This is a genomic window from Streptomyces sp. NPDC033966, assembly GCF_055575955.1.
Genome location: NZ_JBVIRQ010000006.1, coordinates 295,966 through 315,200, shown reverse-complemented (window position 1 = coordinate 315,200; position 19,235 = coordinate 295,966). Strand labels below are relative to the sequence as shown.

The following is a 19,235-nucleotide window of genomic DNA, read 5'->3' as shown; positions in this document are numbered from 1 at the left end:
CGGCGGATCCTGCCGCCGGGGGAGGCCCGCCCCCTGTCAGGCGTCGAGGAGGGTCCAGACGTCCGACGCCGCCGTCGCCGACCAGACGGCGTCGCCGTGCCCGTAGCCCGGGACCACGGCGAAGCGGACCCGGTCGTTGCCCGCCGCCCGGATCAGCTCCGCGCCGTGCGGCTCGTCGCCCCGGCCCAGCTCGGTGTTGACCCACACCACCTCGCAGCGGATCCGCTCCCACGCGATCCCGTACGCCTTCCCGTCGCCCGCCCACACCGCCGCGAGGTCCCGCATCAGCGCCGTCGGGACCAGCCCGCTGCCGAGCGCCGACGTGGCCGCGTGCCAGGTCGCCAGCGGGGTGCGGGCCAGTGCGAAGCGGTCCTCGGCCGGGGTGGCGCCGAAGACGTACTCGCCCGCGCCGTGGCCCTGGCGGTAGATCCAGTTCGCCGGGCCGGGCAGGTCGGCGGTGCGGACCAGCGCGAAGTGGGCCAGGCCCGCGTGCGTGAAGCGCCGGGCCGGGTCCGGCGGCCAGGGCGCCTGCGACGCGCCCGACGGGTCCGCCACCGCCCGGGCGACGAGCGCCGCGAGGCCCGGGTCGGCCGCGTGGACACCCCGCGCGAGCTGCTCCTCGTACACCTCGCGGGTCTCGGCGGCCCGGTCGGCCAGGGCCCCCGCGTACGGGCCGGTCGTGTCCAGGACCAGCACCCGGCGCAGCCGCTCCGAGGGGTCGTGCGAGGCCGCGTCCAGGGCCAGGGCGGCGCCGGCCGAGTGGCCCGCGTACTCGTACGGCAGGCCCAGCAGGGAGTCCAGCGCGGCCACCACCCCCGCCAGGTCCCGGCGGTGCGCGGCGAGCCCGAAGTCCGCGGTGACCTCCTCGGGGCGGGCGGCGTCCTCGCGCGGGGTCACCCCGACCACCAGGAGGCCCTGGCGGCGCAGGTGGTGGGCCAGGTTGTCGCGGCCCGGAGTGAAGAAGTCCGCCGCGAAGTTCAGGCCACCCCCGGGCAGCAGGTACGCGATCCCGCGCGGGGCCCGCACGGTGTCCGCGACCACGTCCACCGTGACGGGCGCGGGGCCGCCGTCGTCGAGCGGGAGGGTGAGCCGTATCCAGCCGTCCCCGGGCAGGTAGGCGGCGGTCCCGGTGCCCAGCGCCCGCTCGATGCGGGTCAGCAGGCCCACGCCCCTGACCGGCCGGGCGGCGGGCGCGGCGGACCCGGACTCGCTGTGCTCTCGTTCCATCCGTCTTGCCTCCCCGTCACAGGTGATGGCCGAATGCCGTCACCCCCCGGGGACACCCTCGCCGGTCAGCGGGCCCGCGCCAAGTCCGGTTCGCTCAGCGCTTCTTCCGGGTCGCCGCGGCGCCGCCGGCGCAGCACCAGGAGGGCGGTGCCGGCCCCCGCCAGGACCAGGGCGGCGCCCGCCGCCGGCCACGGGACGGCGACGAAGTCCGTACCGGCTTCCGGGTCGAGGTCCGGGTAGGCGGCCGCACCCGCGCGGACCTTGACGGACACCCGGTCCAACTGCGGCGCGTCCGGCCACGGTTCGGTCAGCTCGATGCGCTGGCCGGGCAGCAGTACGAGCTTCAGGTCCCGGGCGGGCCGGTTCAGCACCCGGCGCCCGAACAGCCCCTCGGCGGACACCGCCACCCTCGGCTCGACGACCACGTTGCCCCGGTTGACCAGCGTGTACGTGACGGTGGCCCGGGCGTCCTTGACCCACGGCAGCAGCGGGGCGCCCCGGTCGACCCGTACGTCCTCCACGCTCAGCCCCGGGGTCAGCGGGCCGGGCACCCGGAAGTACAGCCGGGCGCCCACCTGCCGCTGGACCCCGACCTGCACCTTGCCCTCCTTCTGCACCCCCTCGACCTGCGTGTTCAGCGCGACGATCCCCCCGACGTGGTCGCCCGGCACGGCGTCCTGGGGGACCTTGAGGGTGAAGGGGATGTCCTTGCGGCCCCGGGGCGGGACGGTGACGGTGGCCGCCGCCCCGGGCGCCAGCGCGACCCAGGCGCCGACGTCCTTCGGCTTCGTCTGCACGGGCAGCAGGGCGAAGGCGCCGCCCGAGGGGGTGTTCACCGCGTCGGTGGCGAAGACCCGGAAGGTCAGCTCCTTGTCGGAGGAGTTCAGGATCGTCGCGCTGTCGCTGACGGTCGTCCCGGCGGCGCCCTGGTGGAAGAAGTACGCCCGGTCGGTCACCGACGCGCCGGCCGGCGGCGTGGGGAAGACCCCCCACGTGCCGTTGTCCGCGGCCGTCGCGGGGGCGGCGGGGAGCAGCAGCACCAGCGCGCCGCACAGGGCTGGGAGGAGGGACCGGACAACGGTGCGGATGCGCATGGGCGTTGGTCTCCAGTGTCGCGGCGGGAAATGCGGCGGTGGAACGCGGCGGTGGAGCGTGGTGGTGGAGCGTGGTGGTGGAACGCGGGAGGGTGGTGGGGCGCCGGAGCGCCGCACCACCCGGTTCGGGGCGTCCGTCAGGAAGCCCGTCAGGCGATGGAGAAGGTCACGACCGACTGGTAGGTGTCGGCGAACATGAACGGCGGCAGCTGGATCATCGCCGCGCCGCCCACGGCGAACTCGCCGCCGGTCAGCTCCTCACCGCCGGCCGCCTGGGAGGCGACCTTCATCGGCGTGCCGGATATCGCCCCCGGGGCACCTGCCGTGCAGGTGCTCGGGCTGTCCGGGTTGGTCACGGTGCAGGACGGCTGGATGCCGAGCTGCGCCTTGGCCATCGAGTGGCCCGTCGCCTGGTTCAGGAACGGCGTACGGGTCGCCGTCACGTCCCAGCCGAGGCTGCCGCCGCGGAAGTCCTGGACGGTCGCGGCGTTGAACGCGCCGACCACCGACTGGGCCTTGCCGTTGACGGTCACCGCCCCGAAGCTGACGGCCGGCTGGCCGTCCTTCGGGCCGAGGGCCAGCGGCCCCGGCAGCACCTCGATGTCCACCGGGTTCTGCACGCCCGCCTGCTCCTCGATGAACACGAAGGGCTTGGCGGGGGCGACCGATCCGTCGATCTTGATCGTGTCGGCCTTCTTGGTGATGGTGATGTTGCAGGTGGCGGCGCCGGACGCGTCCGCCGTGCCGGTGCCGGCGTCACCGGTCGCCGCGCCCGCGAGCTGGGCGGAACAGGTGACCGGTCCGGCCGGGAAGTTGGCGCCGGTGACGGTGACGGCGGTGCCGGCCTTGCCGCTGTTCGGCGTCAGCTTGGTGGTGACCGGGTCCTTCGGCAGGGCCTCGACGGCGATCGAGGCGACCGGGGCGCTGGGGCGCGGGTCCGGCGTACAGGTCGTCGTGTAGACCGTGCCGCCGAGGTCGGCGTCCGTGACGACCTGGTCGATGGTGATCTGCACCGTCGTGCCCTCGGTACCGTCCGGGATCTTGACCGTGCCGTTGAAGGCGGGCGGGTCGGCCTTCTTGCCGGCTTCCTGGTGGCTGTTGACGGGCGGGCTGGTGACCGTCTGCGCGACCCCGCCGACGAGCAGCTTCGCCTTGATGGTGTTGACCGTGTCGATGGTGAACATCGGGACGACCGGCGTCTCGCCGGGGTCGATGGTGATCGGTACGGTCTCGCCCGCCTTGGCGGTGTCCGGCACCGTGACCGTGTAGTCCTGGTTGCCGTTGGCGCCCGGCTGGGGTGCGGGGGCGACGCACTTCACCGGCACGGGCGTGGTCTTGGTCGCGGCCTGCGCCGGTCCCGTCAGGGCCACGACGCCGCCCGTCAGGGCCAGGGACAGGGCGCCCGCCCCGGCCAGCACTCTTCGTCTGAGGGTTCTCGTACTCACAGGGTCGCGACTCCTTCGTCATGACGAACCCCTCCCGCCACCCGCTGTGGGGGAGGGCCGAGCCGGTGCGGATGGCCGTCATTGACGCGTCGCGGTGTTGAGAAGTCAATGGCTTGCTTTCGCCCGAAGGGCACAGACATTGATGTCCCATCAGACCCGGTCTGATGGGACATCGGATACCGACTGGTCGGTGCCGCCGGGGCTACTGCGCCGCCGGGACGTGCAGGAGCAGGTTCGGGGTCCCGGCGGGCAGGTTCGTGATCCTGTCCGGGACGGCGTCGCGGACGAGCAGCCGGGCCACCTCCGCGGGGGTCCTGGCCCGGCCGTCCGCCAGGAGCAGCGCGGCGGCGCCGGCGACGTGCGGGGCGGCCATGGAGGTCCCCGAGGCCCGTGCGAGGGCGGTCGGAGAGCCCTTCCAGGCCGAGGTGACGGCCTGTCCGGGTGCCGAGACGTCCACGCAGCGGCCGTGGTTGGAGAAGGCCGGACGCCGGTCCGCGCCGTCGGTCGCGCCGACCGTGAGGGCCTGCGGGACGGCGGCCGGGGAGCCGGCGCAGGCGTCCCTGGCCTCGTTGCCGGCGGCGACGGTGAAGGTGATCCCGTAGGCGACCGTGCGGATCACCGCCGCCTCCATGGAGCGGCTGCGGGTGCCGCCCATGCTCATGTTGGCGACGGCGGGGCCCCGCGCCGGGTTCCTGATGTGGTCCTTCAGCATCCAGTCGAGGCCGCGCAGGATGACCGACAGGCTCCCGTCGCCCCGGCAGTCGGCCACCTTCACTCCGACCAGGGAGACCTCCTTCGCGACCCCGTACGTCGCCCCGCCCACGGTGGCGGCGACGTGCGTGCCGTGGCCGTTGCAGTCCTGCGCGGCGTCCGCGAACAACCCGTTGTAGCCGTTGTAGCCGTTGCGGGCGCGGCCGCCGAACTCCTGGTGGAGGGTGTTGATCCCGGTGTCGACGACGTAGACGGTGACACCCCGGCCCTTGTTCCCGGAGTACGTGTACGAACCGTCGAGCGGCAGCTCGCGCTGGTCGATCCGGTCGAGGGCCCAGGGGGCCGGCCGCTGGGTCACGGCGGCGGGGGCCTGCGCGGGCGCGGGCGGCAGGGGCAGCGGGGGGACGGGCGCGGGGACGGGGACGGTGGTGGGCGCCGGGACGGGGACGGCCGGGGGATGCGGGACGCCGGCCGGGGGTTCGGGGGCGGACGGCGTGCCGGAGATCCGGAACGGCGCGTCCGGCTCCACGGAGGCGACCCGCGGATCGGCGGCCAGGACGGCGGCGCGGGCCGCGGTGGTGCGTACCGCGAAACCGTTGAGGGCGGCGTCGTAGACCGCTCCGACCTCGTCCCCCGAACGCGCCGCCTCGGCGGCCAGGGCCCGGGTCGGGGCGCGGGAGGTGGTGTCCTTCAGCATGACGACGTAGGCGGCGGGGGCGTCGCCACCGGCGGCGGAGGCGGGGTTCGGGGGCAGGACGGCGGCCGCCGCCAGCAAGGCGGCGGCCGGGAGCAGGGAGGTCATCGCGGTCAAGGCGGTCATGCGGCCGATGCTCGGCCAGCGCGACCGGCCCCGCGCGGAGGGTGCGCCGACTGGCCGCACGACACGCCGCCGGAGGGGGGGCACCGCGGCCGACACCCCCTAGGCCCTGTCCGGGCGACCTTCGCGGGCCCACGCCTCCCCCAGCTACCGCTGGGAGGGGCCCCCAGGCACCGCACCTCGCCGCGTTGTCGGTCCGCCGCAAGTACGTCCACTACGAGCCGTGTCCCTCCGCCTTGCGATGCACCGCACCTGGGGCCCCCTAGGCGTCGCCCAGGGGCCAGCCGCGCATCGAGAAGAGGCCCTCGTCCTCGGCGCCCGCCGACGCGTACGTGGCCAGCGCCTCCTCGTTGTCCGTGTCGACCCCCACCCACATGCCGTAGCAGCCGCGGGCCTTGGCCTCGTCGGCGAGGGCCAGGGTCAGGGCCCGGCCGATGCCCCGCCGGCGGTATCCCTCGTCCACGGACAGCTCGTACAGGCACATCTCGGTGCCCTTGTCGGGGTGCGTCATCTCGACCCCGGAGACCATGCCGGCGGGCACGCCGTCGACGTAGGCGATGAGCATCAGGTGGCCGGTCTGGGCGAGGAAGCGCTCGGACCACTCGCGGCGGGCGGGCCCGTCGAAGAGGCCCTCGGCGGCCGAGAGTTCGGCGGCGCTGCGGGCACGGCGGATGTCCATGGCGGCCAGGGTAGGGGCGCGGCGGCGTGCGGGCATGCGGATATGGCGGTGGGCGGTGTGGCGGGCGCGCGTGCCGGCCTACGAGGCGCCGGCCGCCGGGGACCGGCGGCCGGGGCGGTGCTCACGGACCCGGCGGGGGCGGTGCCGGCACCGGGCCGCAGCGAGGTCCATGACCTGGGCCGGCCCGCTGGCGCGGGATCCGTTCAGGCGGCGCGGACCGCGACGGCGGCGGCGTAGGAGTCCGGGGCGGGGAGATCGCGCAGGGTCCAGCCCGGGACCGGGGCGGGGGTGGGACCCGACCCCACGTACGGCTCGGCCAGGCCGAAGGCGACCCCCACGCCGGTGCCCTTCAGGCAGGCCTCCTTACGGGCCCACACCCGGGCCAGCACCGCCTGCCGCTCCGCCTCCGGGAGCGCGGTGATCTCGCCCGCCTCCGCCGGATGCAGGCTGCTCAGGACGTCGGCCACCGCGCTCGCCCTCGGCACCCCCTCCACGTCGACGCCCACCGGCACCCCCGAGAAGGCGAAGTAGGCCACGTCGTCGCTGTGGGACAGCGAGAAGTGCACCGAGCCCCCGGCCACGGCGGGACGGCCGTGCGGCCCCCCGCACCCCGGGCAGTCCTCGCGGACCAGGACGACCTCCTCCGGCGACAGCCCCAGGTACCCGCCGAGCAGCACGCGCAGCCCCAGGTGCGAGGCGAGGTAGCTGCGCCGGTCGACCGGGCGCAGCAGCCGGTCGGCCCGCTCCCGTTCGGTCGCGTCCAGCAGCAACCGCGCCCCGCCGGCCTCGTGGCCGCCGATCGCCTCGCGCGTGGTGTCCAGCGACCACACCGCCACACCGGACCCGGCCGGGGGTGGTCCGGTCAGGGGCGCGGCGCCGTCGAGCTGGTTCACGTACAAGGTCATCCGACGAGGGTAGACGAGGCAGTTGGAGCCCTGGTTACCCTCGTGCCGGACTTGTCGATCATCACTCCAGGGGGAACACACCGTGCACAGTGCCATCGTCACGCCGGAAGGCGACCGGATCCGCTGGGTCGAACTCCCGGGAGCGGAAGCGCCCCGCGTCTATCTGCACGGGCTCGGCTCGACCTCGCCCGCCTATTTCGCCGCGAGCGCCGTGCACCCGCTGCTGGCCGGTCGGCGCTCGCTGCTGCTCGACATGCTGGGGCACGGGCACAGCGACCGTCCCGAGACGTTCTCGTACACCCTGGAGGCGCACGCCGACGCCGTGGCGGAGGCCATGACCGCGGCCGGTGCCGAAGGCGCCGAGGTGATCGCCCACAGCATGGGCGGAGCGGTGGCCATCGTGCTGGCCGCCCGGCATCCCCGGCTGGTCTCCCGCCTCGTCCTGGTGGACGCCAACCTGGACCCGATGCCGCCCACTCCGGGCAGGGCCGGCAGCAGCGGTCTCGCCTCGTACACGGAAGAGGAGTTCCTGGCCGGAGGCTGGGAGGAGGTCCGGGACCGGGTCGGCGCGCACTGGTGGTCGACCATGCGGCTGGCCGGCCGCACCGCCCTGCACCGCACCGCCGTGAACCTGGCCGCGGGCACCACGCCCACCATGCGGGAGCTCCTGCTGGAGCTGAAGATCCCGCGCGGCTTCCTCTTCCCGGAGCAGGACGGAGCGCTCGCCGGCGCCGAAGCCCTGGAGGCCGCAGGAGTCGCCGTGTTGGCCGTACCGGACTGCGGGCACAACATCATGCTCGACAACCCGGAGGGCTTCGCCCGGGCCGCTGCGGCGGTCCTCGCCCACGACACCGTCTGAGCGTCTCCCCTCACCTGGCGGGAGTGCCGCCGGGCACCGCGGCGGGCGCGACGGCCGGGGCGCTGCCGGGGGCGCCGCCGGCCGGTATTCGGGCTCCGGGGGAGGGTGTCCCGTCGGTCCAGGCGTAGACCTGCCGGCCGCGTACCGAGACCTGGTACTGGTAACGGTCGCGGCACTCGGGGCGCTCCTCGCGCCGGGTGTCGCCGGGCCACCAGCGGGCGCCCATGCGGGGGCCGCCCGCCTTCTTCGGTGCTCCGGCGGCGCACTGCGGACCGTCGAGCGGGGTCTTGCCGAGGGTGAACCGGATCAGCCGGGCCCCGCCGTCGCGGCGCGCGCGGATCCGTATGTCGGTGGCGTCCCCCGGTATCCAGCTGGGCAGGACGAACGCCCGGTCGCCCTTCTTCGGAGCGTCGGCGGCACTGGCGTACCGCGTGCCCTTCTCCCGCAGGACCTGCTTCTGAAGGGCGTCCGTGACGGGGTTGGGCGGCAGGTTGGGCAGCGCGAAGGCGGCCAGGGCGAGGACTCCCGCGACGGCGGCGGCGATGACGAGCGGACGGCGGTTCATACCCATAAGTGTTCGGGCCGGGAGTAACGCGCGCGTCCCTCCCCGGTATCAACCTCGAATCTGCCGGAAGTCGGATACGCGGTCATACCTGAGAGGGGTGCGGTCCAGGGGGCACCGGCGCGACACGCAGGCGGCCGGGCCGCGTTATAGGGGCGGTAGGGGTCGGGGATATGGCGTGCTCCGAGGGTGAGTCCCGACGCCGCACCGGGAGTTGGACCGGGCGGCCCCGTCGCCCGCTCGCCCGCCGCCCCCACTCGGAGGAATGCCATGCGTCGCCGTCTCGTCCCCCTGCTCGCGTCCGTGTCCGCCGGCCTGCTGGCCCTCGCCACCCCGGCTTCGGCGGTCCCGGCGGACAAGCCGCAGGTGCTGAGCGGCTGGACGCAGACCAGCGCCTCCAGCTACAACGCCTGGGTCGCGGCGCGCGGCAGCCAGGGCAACTGGGCCTCGTACGCCTTCGACTGGTCGACGGACTACTGCTCCTCGTCCCCCGACAACCCCTTCGGCTTCCCCTTCCAGACGGCCTGCGCCCGCCACGACTTCGGCTACCGGAACTACAAGGCGGCCGGCACCTTCCCCGCCAACAAGTCCCGGCTGGACGACGCCTTCTACGCCGACCTCAAGCGGGTCTGCTCGCAGTACTCGGGCGTCAAGAAGGGCTCCTGCGACAGCACGGCCTGGACGTACTACCAGGCGGTCAAGGCCTTCGGTGTCTCCCCGCAGGACGCCCCGGCCGACGCGGCCCCCGCCGGGTCCACCCCGGCCGGCGCGGCCGGCTGATCCCGGACCCGGTCCCACCCCCGACCCGGTCCCACCCCCGGACCCGGCCCCACCCGCGCCCGGAACCACCCCGCACGCCGTCCCGCCCGAACAAACCCCCGTCGGGCGGGACGGTGCTCTTCCGGTTTTCGGCTTTCCGGTTTTGCGGGTGCAAGGATCCCGCAAGGGTCCTGTCGAGTGAATTTCCGCCAATCGCGGACGCCGTGACGACCGCTGGTCGAGCGGCCCGGACGGCCCCGGGGATACCCCTGGGGAAGGTGGAAGGAAGTGCCCCCGGCAGGACTCGAACCTGCGGCCAAGCGCTTAGAAGGCGCCTGCTCTATCCACTGAGCTACGGGGGCCGGAAGGTGACCGTGGTGGCCTGGAGCCCCTTGGTGGGGGTGGGACTGCGGTCCGTGCCGGGTCAAGGATAGGGCTCCGGTTGCCTTGTCCCGGTTGCTTCACTCGCGTGCCACGTTGTGGAGGTTCGGTGAAGCGGTCCCGATAATCGCAGGCAGGTGCGATTCTCGCACCGCTTTTGCGCCGCGTCGGCCTGGGTGTTGTGCACTCGTTATGCCTGCGTCCCACTCGTCCGCCGTGTCCATGATGTCCCTCAGGAGTCGCGGTCGGCGCGCAGAGGGCGTATAAGCTTCAAAAATGGTCCCAAATTGGGCATTCTTCGCATGTGGTGACCTTGGATGTTCGGCCTCAGCTGCTCGATGCCCTGTCCGCCCTGCGCGACCGGGTCGCGTCCGTGCGTCTGTCGCTGCCCCTGCCCGGCGCCCCACGCGCCCGCCAGACCAGAGCCGAGCTGCTCGCGCAGCTCGACGACTACCTCGTCCCCCGGCTGAAGTCGCCCGAGGCGCCGCTCCTCGCCGTCGTCGGCGGGTCCACCGGGGCCGGTAAGTCCACCCTCGTCAACTCCCTCGTCGGCCGCCAGGTCAGCGAAGCCGGAGTACTGCGCCCCACCACCCGCACCCCGGTCCTCGTCTGCCACCCGGACGACCACCACTGGTTCGCCGGGATGCGGATCCTCCCCGACCTCATGCGCGTCTGGGCGCCCCAGCCGGACGAGGAGCTCGTGCCCTCCTCCAGGAGGAACCCCGGGCGCTCGCCCGGCCACCCGGGCGCGACCAGTGAGCTGCGGATCGAGACCGTGGCCACCCTCCCGCGAGGCCTCGCCGTCCTCGACGCCCCCGACATCGACTCCCTCGTCGTCGAGAACCGCACCCTCGCCGCCGAGCTGATCTGCGCCGCCGACGTCTGGGTCATGGTCACCACCGCCTCGCGGTACGCCGACGCCGTCCCCTGGCACCTGCTGCGCACCGCCAAGCAGTACAACGCCACCCTGATCACCGTCCTCGACCGCGTCCCGCACCAGGTGCTCGCCGAGGTCTCGCGCCAGTACGGGGCACTGCTCACCCGAGCCGGGCTGGGCGACGTACCGCGGTTCACGGTGCCCGAGCTGCCCGAGTCGGCCGGCGGCGGCGGGCTGCTGCCGGCCAGCGCCGTCGCGCCGCTGCTCGCCTGGCTCACCCACCACGTCCACGACCCGGCCGCCCGGCAGTACGCGGTCGGCCGGACCGCCCTCGGCGCGCTCGACTCCCTCAAGCGCCGCATGCCCGAGCTGGCCTCCGCCGTCGCCGCCCAGCACGCCGCGGCGGTCCGGCTGACATCCGCCGTCGAGGACGCGTTCCGGCAGGAGGGCAAGCGGGTCCGCAACCGCCTCGACAAGGGCGCCGTGCTCGCGGGCGACGCCCTCACCCGGTGGCGCGGCTACCCCCTCGACACCAGCGCCGACGAACTCCTCGACTCCCTCGCGGAATCCCTCGCCGCGCTCCTCCAATGCGCCGTCGCCGCCGCCGACGAGCGGATCGCCGAGGTCTGGCGGCGCGAGCCCGCCTCCGGGGCGGTGCCGCTGCCCGGGCCCGACCGGGAGGCGGCGGAACGTATCGGCATGGCCGTACGCCGCTGGCGGCGCGTACTGGAGGAGCTCGCCGAGGAGGAGGTCTCCAAGCTCGACAAGCAGCCCGCGCCCGACCCCGACGGCGTGGCCGCCCTCCTCGTCGCCGCCCTCCTCGGTGGCAAACGGGCCCGTCCGGCGGGGGAGAAGCTCGCCGAGCGGATCGGCGTACAGGCCGCCGTACGCCTGCGCGACCGGGGCGGCGAACTGGTCGGGGACCACCTCGACGAGGTCCTGCGCGCCGAACGGGACCGCAGGCTCGCCCCCCTCCAGGCGCTCGAAGTCACCCCCGAACCACAGGCCGAGCTGATCGCCGCGCTGTCCGTACTGCAGAAGGAGAGGTGACGCGGTGACCGCCGTGACCGACCGCGACCACGCCGGCGACCGGTGGGACGACGGGTTCATCGCACGCTCCCGCCACCGGGCCGGCCGCAAGGGCGGCCCGCGCGGCACCGGCACGCGCACCGGCGACGCCCTCATCGACGACGCCCTCCTCGACGCGGCCCTGCTCGCCAACGGCCTCGACGAGGAGGCGGAGGGCGGACGGGACCCAGAGGACGCCGAGGACGCCGAGGGCGACGAGGCGATCGTGCGGGCGGTCTCCGGCGCCGGCAGCGACGGCGGCAAGGCGCCCGCACCCCCGCTCAGCCCCGAGGCCCAGGCCCTGCGCACGCGCCTCGACGCCATGCGCCAGCTGGTCGGCCTGTCCCGCACCCGCCTCGACGGCAAGACCCTCGCCGAGGCCGGACGGGTCCTGGACGAAGCGGCCGCGCGCCGGGGCCTGTCCCCGCAGCACACCGTCGTCGCCATCGCCGGAGCCACCGGAAGCGGCAAGTCCACCCTCTTCAATTCACTCGCCGGAGTGCAGATCTCCGAAACCGGACTGCGCCGCCCCACCACTGCCGCCCCCATCGCCTGCAGCTGGTCCGACGGCGCCGCGGGCCTGCTCGACCGGCTGGAGATCCCCGGACGGCTGCGGCGCCGGCCCCGCGAGACCCAGGAGGCCGAGGTGCTGCGCGGCATGGTCCTCGTCGACCTGCCCGACCTGGACTCGGCGGTCGGCGCGCACCGGGACCACGTGGACCGGGTGCTGGCGCTCGTCGACGCCGTGGTGTGGGTGGTGGACCCGGAGAAGTACGCGGACGCCGTCCTCCACGAGCGGTACCTGCGGCCGCTGGCCGGGCACGCCGAGGTGACCTTCGTCGTGCTGAACCAGGTCGACCGGCTCCCCGGCGACGCCGCCGACCTCGTACTCGACGACCTGCGGCGGCTGCTGGACGACGACGGGATCGCCCTCGGCGAGCACGGCGAGCCCGGCGCCACCGTCCTCGGACTGTCCGCCCTGACGGGTGAAGGGGTCGGGGAACTCCGCGAGCTCCTCGGACAGTTCACCCAGGAGAAGGGCGCCGCGACCCGGCGGATCTCCGCCGACGTCGACCGGGCCGCCGTGCGCCTGCGCCCGCTCTACGTAGCCGACGGGCACTCCGGACCCTCCGGACCCGAGATCGGCGAGGCGGCGCGCGCCGAGTTCGAGGACCGGCTCGCGGAAGCGGTCGGGGCGTACGCGGCCGGCCTCGCCGCCGAGCGGGCCTGGCGGCGCAACGCCGGCAAGGCCTGCGGCACGCCCTGGCTGCGGCTGTGGCGCTGGTACGAGAGCCGGCGCGCACCGCGCTCGCTCGCGTCCCTGGCCCTCATGTCCGCCAAGGGCCGCGGCTCCGGAGCGTCCGCCGCCGCGCCCCCCGAGGAGGAGGTGACCGCCCGCCAGCGCGTGGAGCAGGCCGTGCGGACGGTCGCCGACGAGGCGGTCGTCGGCCTGCCCGACCCCTGGGCGCAGGCCGTACGGGAGACCGCGGTGCGCGGCGCCGAGCGGCTGCCGGAGGCGCTGGACGAGCTGGCGGTGACCCTGGGCGCGGCCGTCGCCGTCCCCGGCGCGAAGCCGCCGCGGCCCGCCTGGTGGCCGGTCGCGGTGCTGGCGCAGGCGGCCATGACGCTGGTGCAGATCTTCGGAGGCCTGTGGCTGGTCGGGCAGATCGTCGGGGTCCTGGAGCCGAAGCTGCTGCCGCCCGTGCTGTTCATGGTGGCCGGCATCGTCGGCGGGCCGCTGGTGGAGTGGGCCTGCTCGCTCGCCGCCCGGGGGCCGGCGCGCAGGTACGGCCAGGACGCCGAACGGCGGCTGCGGCAGGCCGCGGCCGGCTGCGGCCGGGCCCGGGTGCTGGAACCGGTGGCGGCCGAGCTGCTGCGCTACCGCGAGGTGCGCGAGCAGTACGCGGCGGTGGCCGCAGGGGGGACGAAGTTGTCCACAACCCGCCAGTAGTCCACAGGCCGGAGCGGGGGCCGGGGGTCCGGGGCCAGCATGGTCGTACCTCGTGCGGATGGTCCGCACGGGTACGGAGTTCGGGGGAGGGCGGCCGGGATGAACGACACCCTGGTGACGCTGGTGGGGCACGTGGCGACGCAGATCGACTTCAAGGAGGCCGTGACCGGGCCGTCCGCGAGATTCCGCTTCGCGGTGACCCCCCGGTACTTCGACCGGCGCACGGAAACCTGGACGGACGCCCCCACCAGCTTCTACACGGTGTGGGCGCGCCGGGCGCTGGCGGTCAACCTGGCCAGTTCCGTCTCGGTCGGGGAACCGTTGGTGGTGCACGGGCGTCTGCGGGTCCGGGAGGGGCCGCCCGACGGCGAGGGCGTCCGCTGGTTCTCGGCGGACATCGACGCGATCGCCGTTGGACACGACCTCAACCGCGGAACGGCGGCCTTCCGCAGGGTCGTCAAGACGGACACCCCGCTGATGGGCCCTCAGAAGGCGGCGGTGGTCTGAGTGTTCGAGGCGGCTAGGATTCCCCGGTACTCACGGGCACCTTGGTCTTCGGCCCGAAGGGGAGAACTGTGTCGATTGCTGTTCCCGCATCCTCCGCATCCTCCGAGCCCCGCGCGGCGTCCACCGCGTCCGCGGGCGGGCCGGCCTCCGCGCCCACCGTCCCACCCGAGGCCGGACCGGTCCGGCCGGAGGTTCCGCTTCCATTCGGTGGTGGTTCCGGCGCGGCCGCCGGCGCCGCGGCTGCGGCGCGCGGCTCCGTACGCCGGCCCTGGGCGGCGGCCCTGCTGGCCGCGGCCCTCACCGCCGCGCCCGGCGCCCGCGCCGCGGCGGACTCCGGCCCGGCCGCCGCCGGCCGGGCGGCCGGGGGCGCGAGCGCCGTGCTCGACGGCCTCAAGACGTACGGGCAGGCGGTCCTGCGCGCCGGGGACGGCTCGGTCCGGCAGATCCCCGCCGGGCTGTACGAGATGCGGGTCGACGGCGGCGGCATGCTCCAGACGTACGGAGTCGGGGTCGCGGGCTACGCGCAGCCCCAGGCCCGGTACACGGAGAGCGGCTGGGGCGGCAGCCCGCTCGCCGGGAACACCGATGCGGGCGGCCGGATCCGCTGGGTCCTGGAGCACTCCTACCCCCAGCACAACGACCTGGCCGGGCTGGCGAAGGCGGCCGGGGCCGGGGCGCTGACCGCGGAGAGCGCGGCCGCCGGGACCCAGGTGGCGATCTGGCGGCTGGCCGACGGGGCACAGGTCGAGGCGGCCGACCCGGCGGCGGAGCTGCTCGCCGACTACCTCCAGCGGGAGGCAGGCCGGATGCCGGAGCCCCCGGCGTCGCTGGGGCTGGACCCGGGCCAGGTGTCCGGTCCGCTGACGGGGGCCGTCGGCACCCGGCTGGGCCCGGTCACCGTCCGGACGGGTGCGCAGAGCGTCACCGTCACCCCCGACGCGGCCGCCACCGCCATGGGGGTGCGGGTGGTCGACTCGGAGGGGCGGCCGCTGACCTCCGCGGCCAACGGCAGCCGGCTGTACTTCGAGGTGCCCGCCGGCACCCCGGACGGGACGGCCTCGGTGACCGTGCACGGCTCCACGAAGGTGCCCGTCGGGCGGGTCTTCACCAGCGGGATCCCGGCCGAGGCGCAGATCGTGGCCGGCTCCAGCGAGTCCGCGGCGGCCGCCACCGCCACGGCCGTCTGGCCGCAGCCGCCGGACGCCCGGGCGGGCACGGCCGGCACCGTGGGCCAGCTGGCCGCCGCGTCCGAGGTGGCGCCGGCCGCCGAGTCCGCCACGGCCGGGTCGGACTCCCCGGACGAGGAGCGGCTGGCGACCAGCGGCAGCTCCGCGGCCACCCCGGTCATCGCCTCCCTCGCGGTCGGGCTGGTGGTGCTGGGCGGCATGGTCGTCCTGCTGCTGCGCAAGCGGCCGCTGGAGGGGGAGGACGGCGAGGGGTGATTCCGGGCGGCGGCCCGGGGTAGGGGCGGGAGGTGGCTGATCAGAGACTGACCTGGCGGGGCACCCTCGCGGCCTGGGACCGACGGCTGTTCGACCTCGTGGCCCAGCGGCACTGGCCCGGAGCCGAACGGGTGCTGCCCGCCCTCGGGCGGGCCGCCAACCACGGGGTGCTGTGGGGCGGGACCGCCGCGGCGATCACCGTCCTCGGCTCGCCCCGGGCCCGCAAGGGGGCGCTGACCGCGGCCGCCTCGCTGGCGCTGGCCTCGGCCACCATCAACACCGTCGGCAAGTGGTCCGTGCGCAGGCCCAGGCCGCTGCTGGAGGGGGTGCCCGCCGTGCGGCTGCCGGCCGTGGCGCCGTGGACCACCTCCTTCCCGTCCGGGCACTCCGCCTCGGCCGCCGCCTTCACCGCCGGCCTCGCCCTGGAATCCCCCGGGTGGGGGGCCGCGGTGGCCCCGGTGGCCGCGTCGGTGGCCTTCTCCCGGGTCTACACCGGCGTGCACTACCCGTCCGACGTGCTGGCGGGCGCGGCCCTCGGGATCGCTGCCGGGTTCGCCGTACGCGGTCTCAGGCGCCGAGCCGAGCAGGCGCGGGCCGTCCCCGGCGACGAGCGCCCGGCGGCCGGCGCGCCCGCACTGCCGGACGGGGCCGGGCTGACGGTCGTGGTGAACGCCGCGTCCGGCACGGCCGCCGGGGGCCCGGGGCTCGACGTACTGCGCGAGCGGCTGCCGCGGGCGGAGATCGTGGAGTGCGCGGGGGACGGGGTGGAAGCCGCTATGGCGGCGGCCGCGGACAGGGCCGCGGTGCTCGGGGTGTACGGCGGCGACGGCACCGTCAACGCCGCCGCGACCGCCGCCCTGCGGGCCGGGGTGCCGCTCGCGGTGTTCCCCGGCGGCACCCTCAACCACTTCGCGCTGGACCTCGGCCTCACCGGCCCGGAGGACACCTGCCGCGCCCTCGCCACCGGCCAGGCGGTCCGGGTCTCCCTGGGCCGCATCACCCCGGCCGGCGGGGCCGGGCAGGGGGTCCGGTACTTCCTGAACAACTTCAGCATCGGGGCCTATCCCGAGCTGCTGCGGCACCGGTTGCGGTGGGCGCCGCGGATCGGGGGCGGGCCGGCCGCGGTGCTGGCGGCCTGGCGGGTGCTGCGGGCCGAGCGGCCCGTACGGCTGACCCTGGCCGGGCGGCCCCGCAGCGCGTGGCTCCTCTTCGCGGGCAACGGCACCTACCAGGGCACCGGCCCGGCCCCCCGCCGCCGGGCCGGCCTCGGCGAGGGCCTGCTCGACCTGCGGGTCGTCCACGGCGGCGGCCGCCCCGGCCCGCGCCTGCTGGCCGCCGCGTTCGCGGGCCCGCTCAGCCGGTCCCCCGTCCACGTCGCCACCCGGCTGCGCCGGCTGCGCGTCGCGGACATCCCGCCCGGCACCCCGCTCGCCTACGACGGCGAGTACGCCCCGGCCCCCGCCGCGCTCGTCCTCGACACCCTCCCCGACGCCCTGGTCGTCTACCGGCCCCGCTGAAGCCGGGCGTCCGTCCCCAGGTCGGCCCGCATCACGGCGCGCATCTCCTTCCACCGCTCCCCGAGCCCGAGCAGGTCCGCCTTGACCGCCTCGAAGCCGCCGTCGGGCAGTGGGTCGCCCTCGTCCAGCCGCAGGATCCGGTAGAAGGCCTCGGCGAGCCGTGCGGCCGTCGCGTCCAGCTCGGCCACGACGGGCTCCGAGCCGACCAGCTGCGCCTCCGCGAACGCCAGGTGCATCGCCTGCCGGGCCGCCTCCAGCTCGGCCCGGCCGGTGGCCCTGTCCCCGGCGGCCTGTGCAGTCCGGGTCTTGTGGACGAGCCACAGGAAGTTCATGAGCTCGATCCGGTAGCGCCGGTACCCGGCCATCGCCGCCACGTAGCAGGCCCGGCGGACGTCCAGCTCGGCCGCCCGCTGCTCGCGCTGCCACTGGCCCTCGGCCATCCGTTCCTGCCGCTCGAACTGCTCGGATTGGACCCGCCCCACGAGCCGCTGCGTCAGCAGCGGCGCGAAGAGCGTGCCCGTCATGCCGATGAGCGCTATCGCGAGCGGCAGCAGCCAGCCGTCCATCAGGTCTCCCCCCGGAGCGTCGTACCCGTGGTGCCTGCGGCACCTGTCGTACTCGTAATACCAGTGGTACTCAGGGTCACCCTTCCCTGGCCGGGGACCCGCGGGGGCTCCGGGGGGCCCGTACTGGTTTCCCCCAGGGGATGGACGTACGGCAAGATGGGGTGTATCTGCCCACCATCGATCTGCCGGACGGTTTCTCTTGGCTGAGTACATCTACACCATGCGCAAGACGCGCAAGGCGCACGGCGACAAGGTGATTCTGGACGACGTCTTCCTGAACTTCCTGCCCGGCGCGAAGATCGGTGTGGTCGGCCCCAACGGCGCTGGCAAGTCCACCGTTCTGAAGATCATGGCGGGCATCGAGCAGCCGTCCAACGGTGACGCCTTCCTGTCGCCCGGCTACTCCGTCGGCATCCTCATGCAGGAGCCCAAGCTCGACGAGTCCAAGACGGTCCTGGCGAACGTCGAGGACGGCGTCGCCGAGATCAAGGGCAAGCTCAACCGGTTCAACGCGATCGCCGAGGAAATGGCGACGAACTACACCGACGAGCTGATGGAGGAGATGGGCAAGCTCCAGGACGACCTGGACCACGCCAACGCGTGGGACCTCGACGCCCAGCTGGAGCAGGCCATGGACGCGCTGGGCTGCCCGCCCGGCGACTGGCCGGTCACCAACCTCTCCGGTGGTGAGAAGCGCCGCGTGGCCCTCTGCAAGCTGCTGCTGGAGGCCCCCGACCTGCTGCTCCTCGACGAGCCCACCAACCACCTCGACGCCGAGTCCGTGAACTGGCTGGAGCAGCACCTGGCCCAGTACAAGGGCGCCGTCGTGGCCGTCACCCACGACCGGTACTTCCTCGACAACGTCGCCGAGTGGATCCTCGAACTCGACCGCGGCCGCGCGCACCCCTACGAGGGCAACTACTCCACCTACCTGGAGAAGAAGGCCGAGCGCCTCAAGGTCGAGGGCAAGAAGGACGAGAAGCGCGCCAAGCGCCTCAAGGAAGAGCTGGAGTGGGTCCGCTCCAACGCCAAGGGCCGCCAGGCGAAGTCCAAGGCCCGTCTCGCTCGCTACGAGGAGATGGCGGCCGAGGCCGACAAGATGCGAAAGCTCGACTTCGAGGAGATCCAGATCCCGCCGGGCCCGCGTCTGGGTTCGATCGTGGTCGAGGTCAACAACCTCTCCAAGGCGTTCGGTGACAAGGTCCTCATCGACGACCTGTCCTTCACGCTGCCGCGCAACGGCATCGTGGGCATCATCGGCCCCAACGGCGCCGGCAAGACCACGCTCTTCAAGATGATCCAGGGCCTGGAGACGCCGGACTCCGGCGAGATCAAGGTCGGCGAGACCGTCAAGATCTCGTACGTCGACCAGGGCCGCGCCAACATCGACCCCAAGAAGAGCCTCTGGGCGGTCGTGTCGGACGAGCTGGACTACATCAACGTCGGCCAGGTCGAGATGCCGTCCCGCGCGTACGTCAGCGCCTTCGGCTTCAAGGGCCCGGACCAGCAGAAGCCGGCCGGCGTCCTCTCCGGCGGTGAGCGCAACCGCCTCAACCTCGCGCTCACCCTCAAGCAGGGCGGCAACCTGCTGCTCCTCGACGAGCCCACCAACGACCTCGACGTCGAGACCCTGGGCTCCCTGGAGAACGCGCTGCTGGAGTTCCCCGGTGCGGCCGTGGTCGTCTCCCACGACCGCTGGTTCCTGGACCGGGTGGCCACGCACATCCTCGCCTACGAGGGCGAGTCCAAGTGGTTCTGGTTCGAGGGCAACTTCGAGTCCTACGAGAAGAACAAGGTCGAGCGGCTCGGCCCGGACGCCACCCGTCCGCACCGCGCCACCTACAAGAAGCTCACCCGGGGCTAGGTCG

16 protein-coding genes and 1 tRNA gene are annotated in these 19,235 nt (G+C 74.5%); 8 read left to right on the top strand and 9 right to left on the bottom strand.

The genetic code is table 11. The features are described 5' to 3' along the window. Nucleotides 1-36: 36 nt before the first annotated feature. From ACZ518_RS19610 to ACZ518_RS19585, 6 genes are all read right to left on the bottom strand, one after another. Entirely contained in the window at nucleotides 37-1,227 is a 1,191-nt protein-coding gene (locus tag ACZ518_RS19610) for a hypothetical protein (protein WP_469114246.1), read from the bottom strand. Between the two features lie 65 nt (nucleotides 1,228-1,292). Next, complete coding sequence (locus ACZ518_RS19605; protein WP_469114245.1) at nucleotides 1,293-2,321, bottom strand: WxL protein peptidoglycan domain-containing protein; 1,029 nt, start codon at nucleotides 2,319-2,321, stop codon at nucleotides 1,293-1,295. A 149-nt stretch (nucleotides 2,322-2,470) separates the two neighbouring features. Then, nucleotides 2,471-3,766, bottom strand: a complete 1,296-nt coding sequence (locus tag ACZ518_RS19600) for a hypothetical protein (protein WP_469114244.1) — start codon at nucleotides 3,764-3,766, stop codon at nucleotides 2,471-2,473. A 202-nt stretch (nucleotides 3,767-3,968) separates the two neighbouring features. Beyond that, nucleotides 3,969-5,297: a S8 family peptidase gene (locus ACZ518_RS19595; protein ID WP_469114243.1), complete on the bottom strand. Its 1,329-nt coding sequence runs from the start codon at nucleotides 5,295-5,297 to the stop codon at nucleotides 3,969-3,971. Between the two features lie 259 nt (nucleotides 5,298-5,556). After that, nucleotides 5,557-5,973 (bottom strand): GNAT family N-acetyltransferase, encoded by a 417-nt coding sequence (locus ACZ518_RS19590; protein WP_469114242.1) that lies wholly within the window; start codon nucleotides 5,971-5,973, stop codon nucleotides 5,557-5,559. A 203-nt stretch (nucleotides 5,974-6,176) separates the two neighbouring features. Continuing rightward, complete coding sequence (locus tag ACZ518_RS19585; RefSeq protein ID WP_469114241.1) at nucleotides 6,177-6,878, bottom strand: 4'-phosphopantetheinyl transferase family protein; 702 nt, start codon at nucleotides 6,876-6,878, stop codon at nucleotides 6,177-6,179. A gap of 82 nt (nucleotides 6,879-6,960) precedes the next feature. Between ACZ518_RS19585 and ACZ518_RS19580 the strand changes: the two genes are divergently transcribed. Continuing rightward, nucleotides 6,961-7,737 (top strand): alpha/beta fold hydrolase, encoded by a 777-nt coding sequence (locus tag ACZ518_RS19580; RefSeq protein WP_469114240.1) that lies wholly within the window; start codon nucleotides 6,961-6,963, stop codon nucleotides 7,735-7,737. 10 nt (nucleotides 7,738-7,747) lie between these two features. Here ACZ518_RS19580 and ACZ518_RS19575 read toward each other — a convergent pair whose 3' ends face one another. Next, nucleotides 7,748-8,302: a hypothetical protein gene (locus ACZ518_RS19575; protein ID WP_469114239.1), complete on the bottom strand. Its 555-nt coding sequence runs from the start codon at nucleotides 8,300-8,302 to the stop codon at nucleotides 7,748-7,750. A 267-nt stretch (nucleotides 8,303-8,569) separates the two neighbouring features. Here ACZ518_RS19575 and ACZ518_RS19570 point away from each other — a divergent pair, with 267 nt between their 5' ends. Then, nucleotides 8,570-9,079, top strand: coding sequence for a phospholipase (locus tag ACZ518_RS19570; protein ID WP_469114238.1), 510 nt, complete (start codon nucleotides 8,570-8,572; stop codon nucleotides 9,077-9,079). Between the two features lie 268 nt (nucleotides 9,080-9,347). Here the strand turns inward: ACZ518_RS19570 and ACZ518_RS19565 are convergent. After that, a tRNA-Arg gene (locus tag ACZ518_RS19565) sits at nucleotides 9,348-9,420 on the bottom strand. Nucleotides 9,421-9,743: 323 nt separating this feature from the next. On the opposite strand from ACZ518_RS19565, the gene ACZ518_RS19560 reads away from it, so the two are divergent. The 5 genes from ACZ518_RS19560 (at nucleotide 9,744) to ACZ518_RS19540 (ending at nucleotide 16,801) form a co-directional block, all read left to right on the top strand. Next, the gene (locus ACZ518_RS19560; RefSeq protein ID WP_469114237.1) at nucleotides 9,744-11,366 is read left to right on the top strand and encodes a dynamin family protein; all 1,623 of its coding nucleotides are present in this window, start codon (nucleotides 9,744-9,746) and stop codon (nucleotides 11,364-11,366) included. Nucleotides 11,367-11,370: 4 nt separating this feature from the next. Next, nucleotides 11,371-13,335 (top strand): GTPase, encoded by a 1,965-nt coding sequence (locus ACZ518_RS19555; RefSeq protein WP_469114236.1) that lies wholly within the window; start codon nucleotides 11,371-11,373, stop codon nucleotides 13,333-13,335. A 99-nt stretch (nucleotides 13,336-13,434) separates the two neighbouring features. Next, the gene (locus ACZ518_RS19550; RefSeq protein ID WP_469114235.1) at nucleotides 13,435-13,842 is read left to right on the top strand and encodes a single-stranded DNA-binding protein; all 408 of its coding nucleotides are present in this window, start codon (nucleotides 13,435-13,437) and stop codon (nucleotides 13,840-13,842) included. A 68-nt stretch (nucleotides 13,843-13,910) separates the two neighbouring features. Beyond that, on the top strand, nucleotides 13,911-15,284 hold the full coding sequence (locus tag ACZ518_RS19545) for a TQXA domain-containing protein (RefSeq protein ID WP_469114234.1): 1,374 nt from the start codon (nucleotides 13,911-13,913) through the stop codon (nucleotides 15,282-15,284). 32 nt (nucleotides 15,285-15,316) lie between these two features. Further along, complete coding sequence (locus ACZ518_RS19540) at nucleotides 15,317-16,801, top strand: phosphatase PAP2 family protein (RefSeq protein WP_469114233.1); 1,485 nt, start codon at nucleotides 15,317-15,319, stop codon at nucleotides 16,799-16,801. Here the strand turns inward: ACZ518_RS19540 and ACZ518_RS19535 are convergent. Continuing rightward, nucleotides 16,786-17,367, bottom strand: coding sequence for a hypothetical protein (locus ACZ518_RS19535; protein WP_469114232.1), 582 nt, complete (start codon nucleotides 17,365-17,367; stop codon nucleotides 16,786-16,788). The two genes, ACZ518_RS19540 and ACZ518_RS19535, sit on opposite strands and share 16 nt — an antisense overlap. Before the next feature lie 199 nt (nucleotides 17,368-17,566). Here ACZ518_RS19535 and ettA point away from each other — a divergent pair, with 199 nt between their 5' ends. Further along, entirely contained in the window at nucleotides 17,567-19,231 is a 1,665-nt protein-coding gene (ettA, locus tag ACZ518_RS19530; RefSeq protein WP_469114231.1) for an energy-dependent translational throttle protein EttA, read from the top strand. Nucleotides 19,232-19,235 lie beyond the last annotated feature (4 nt).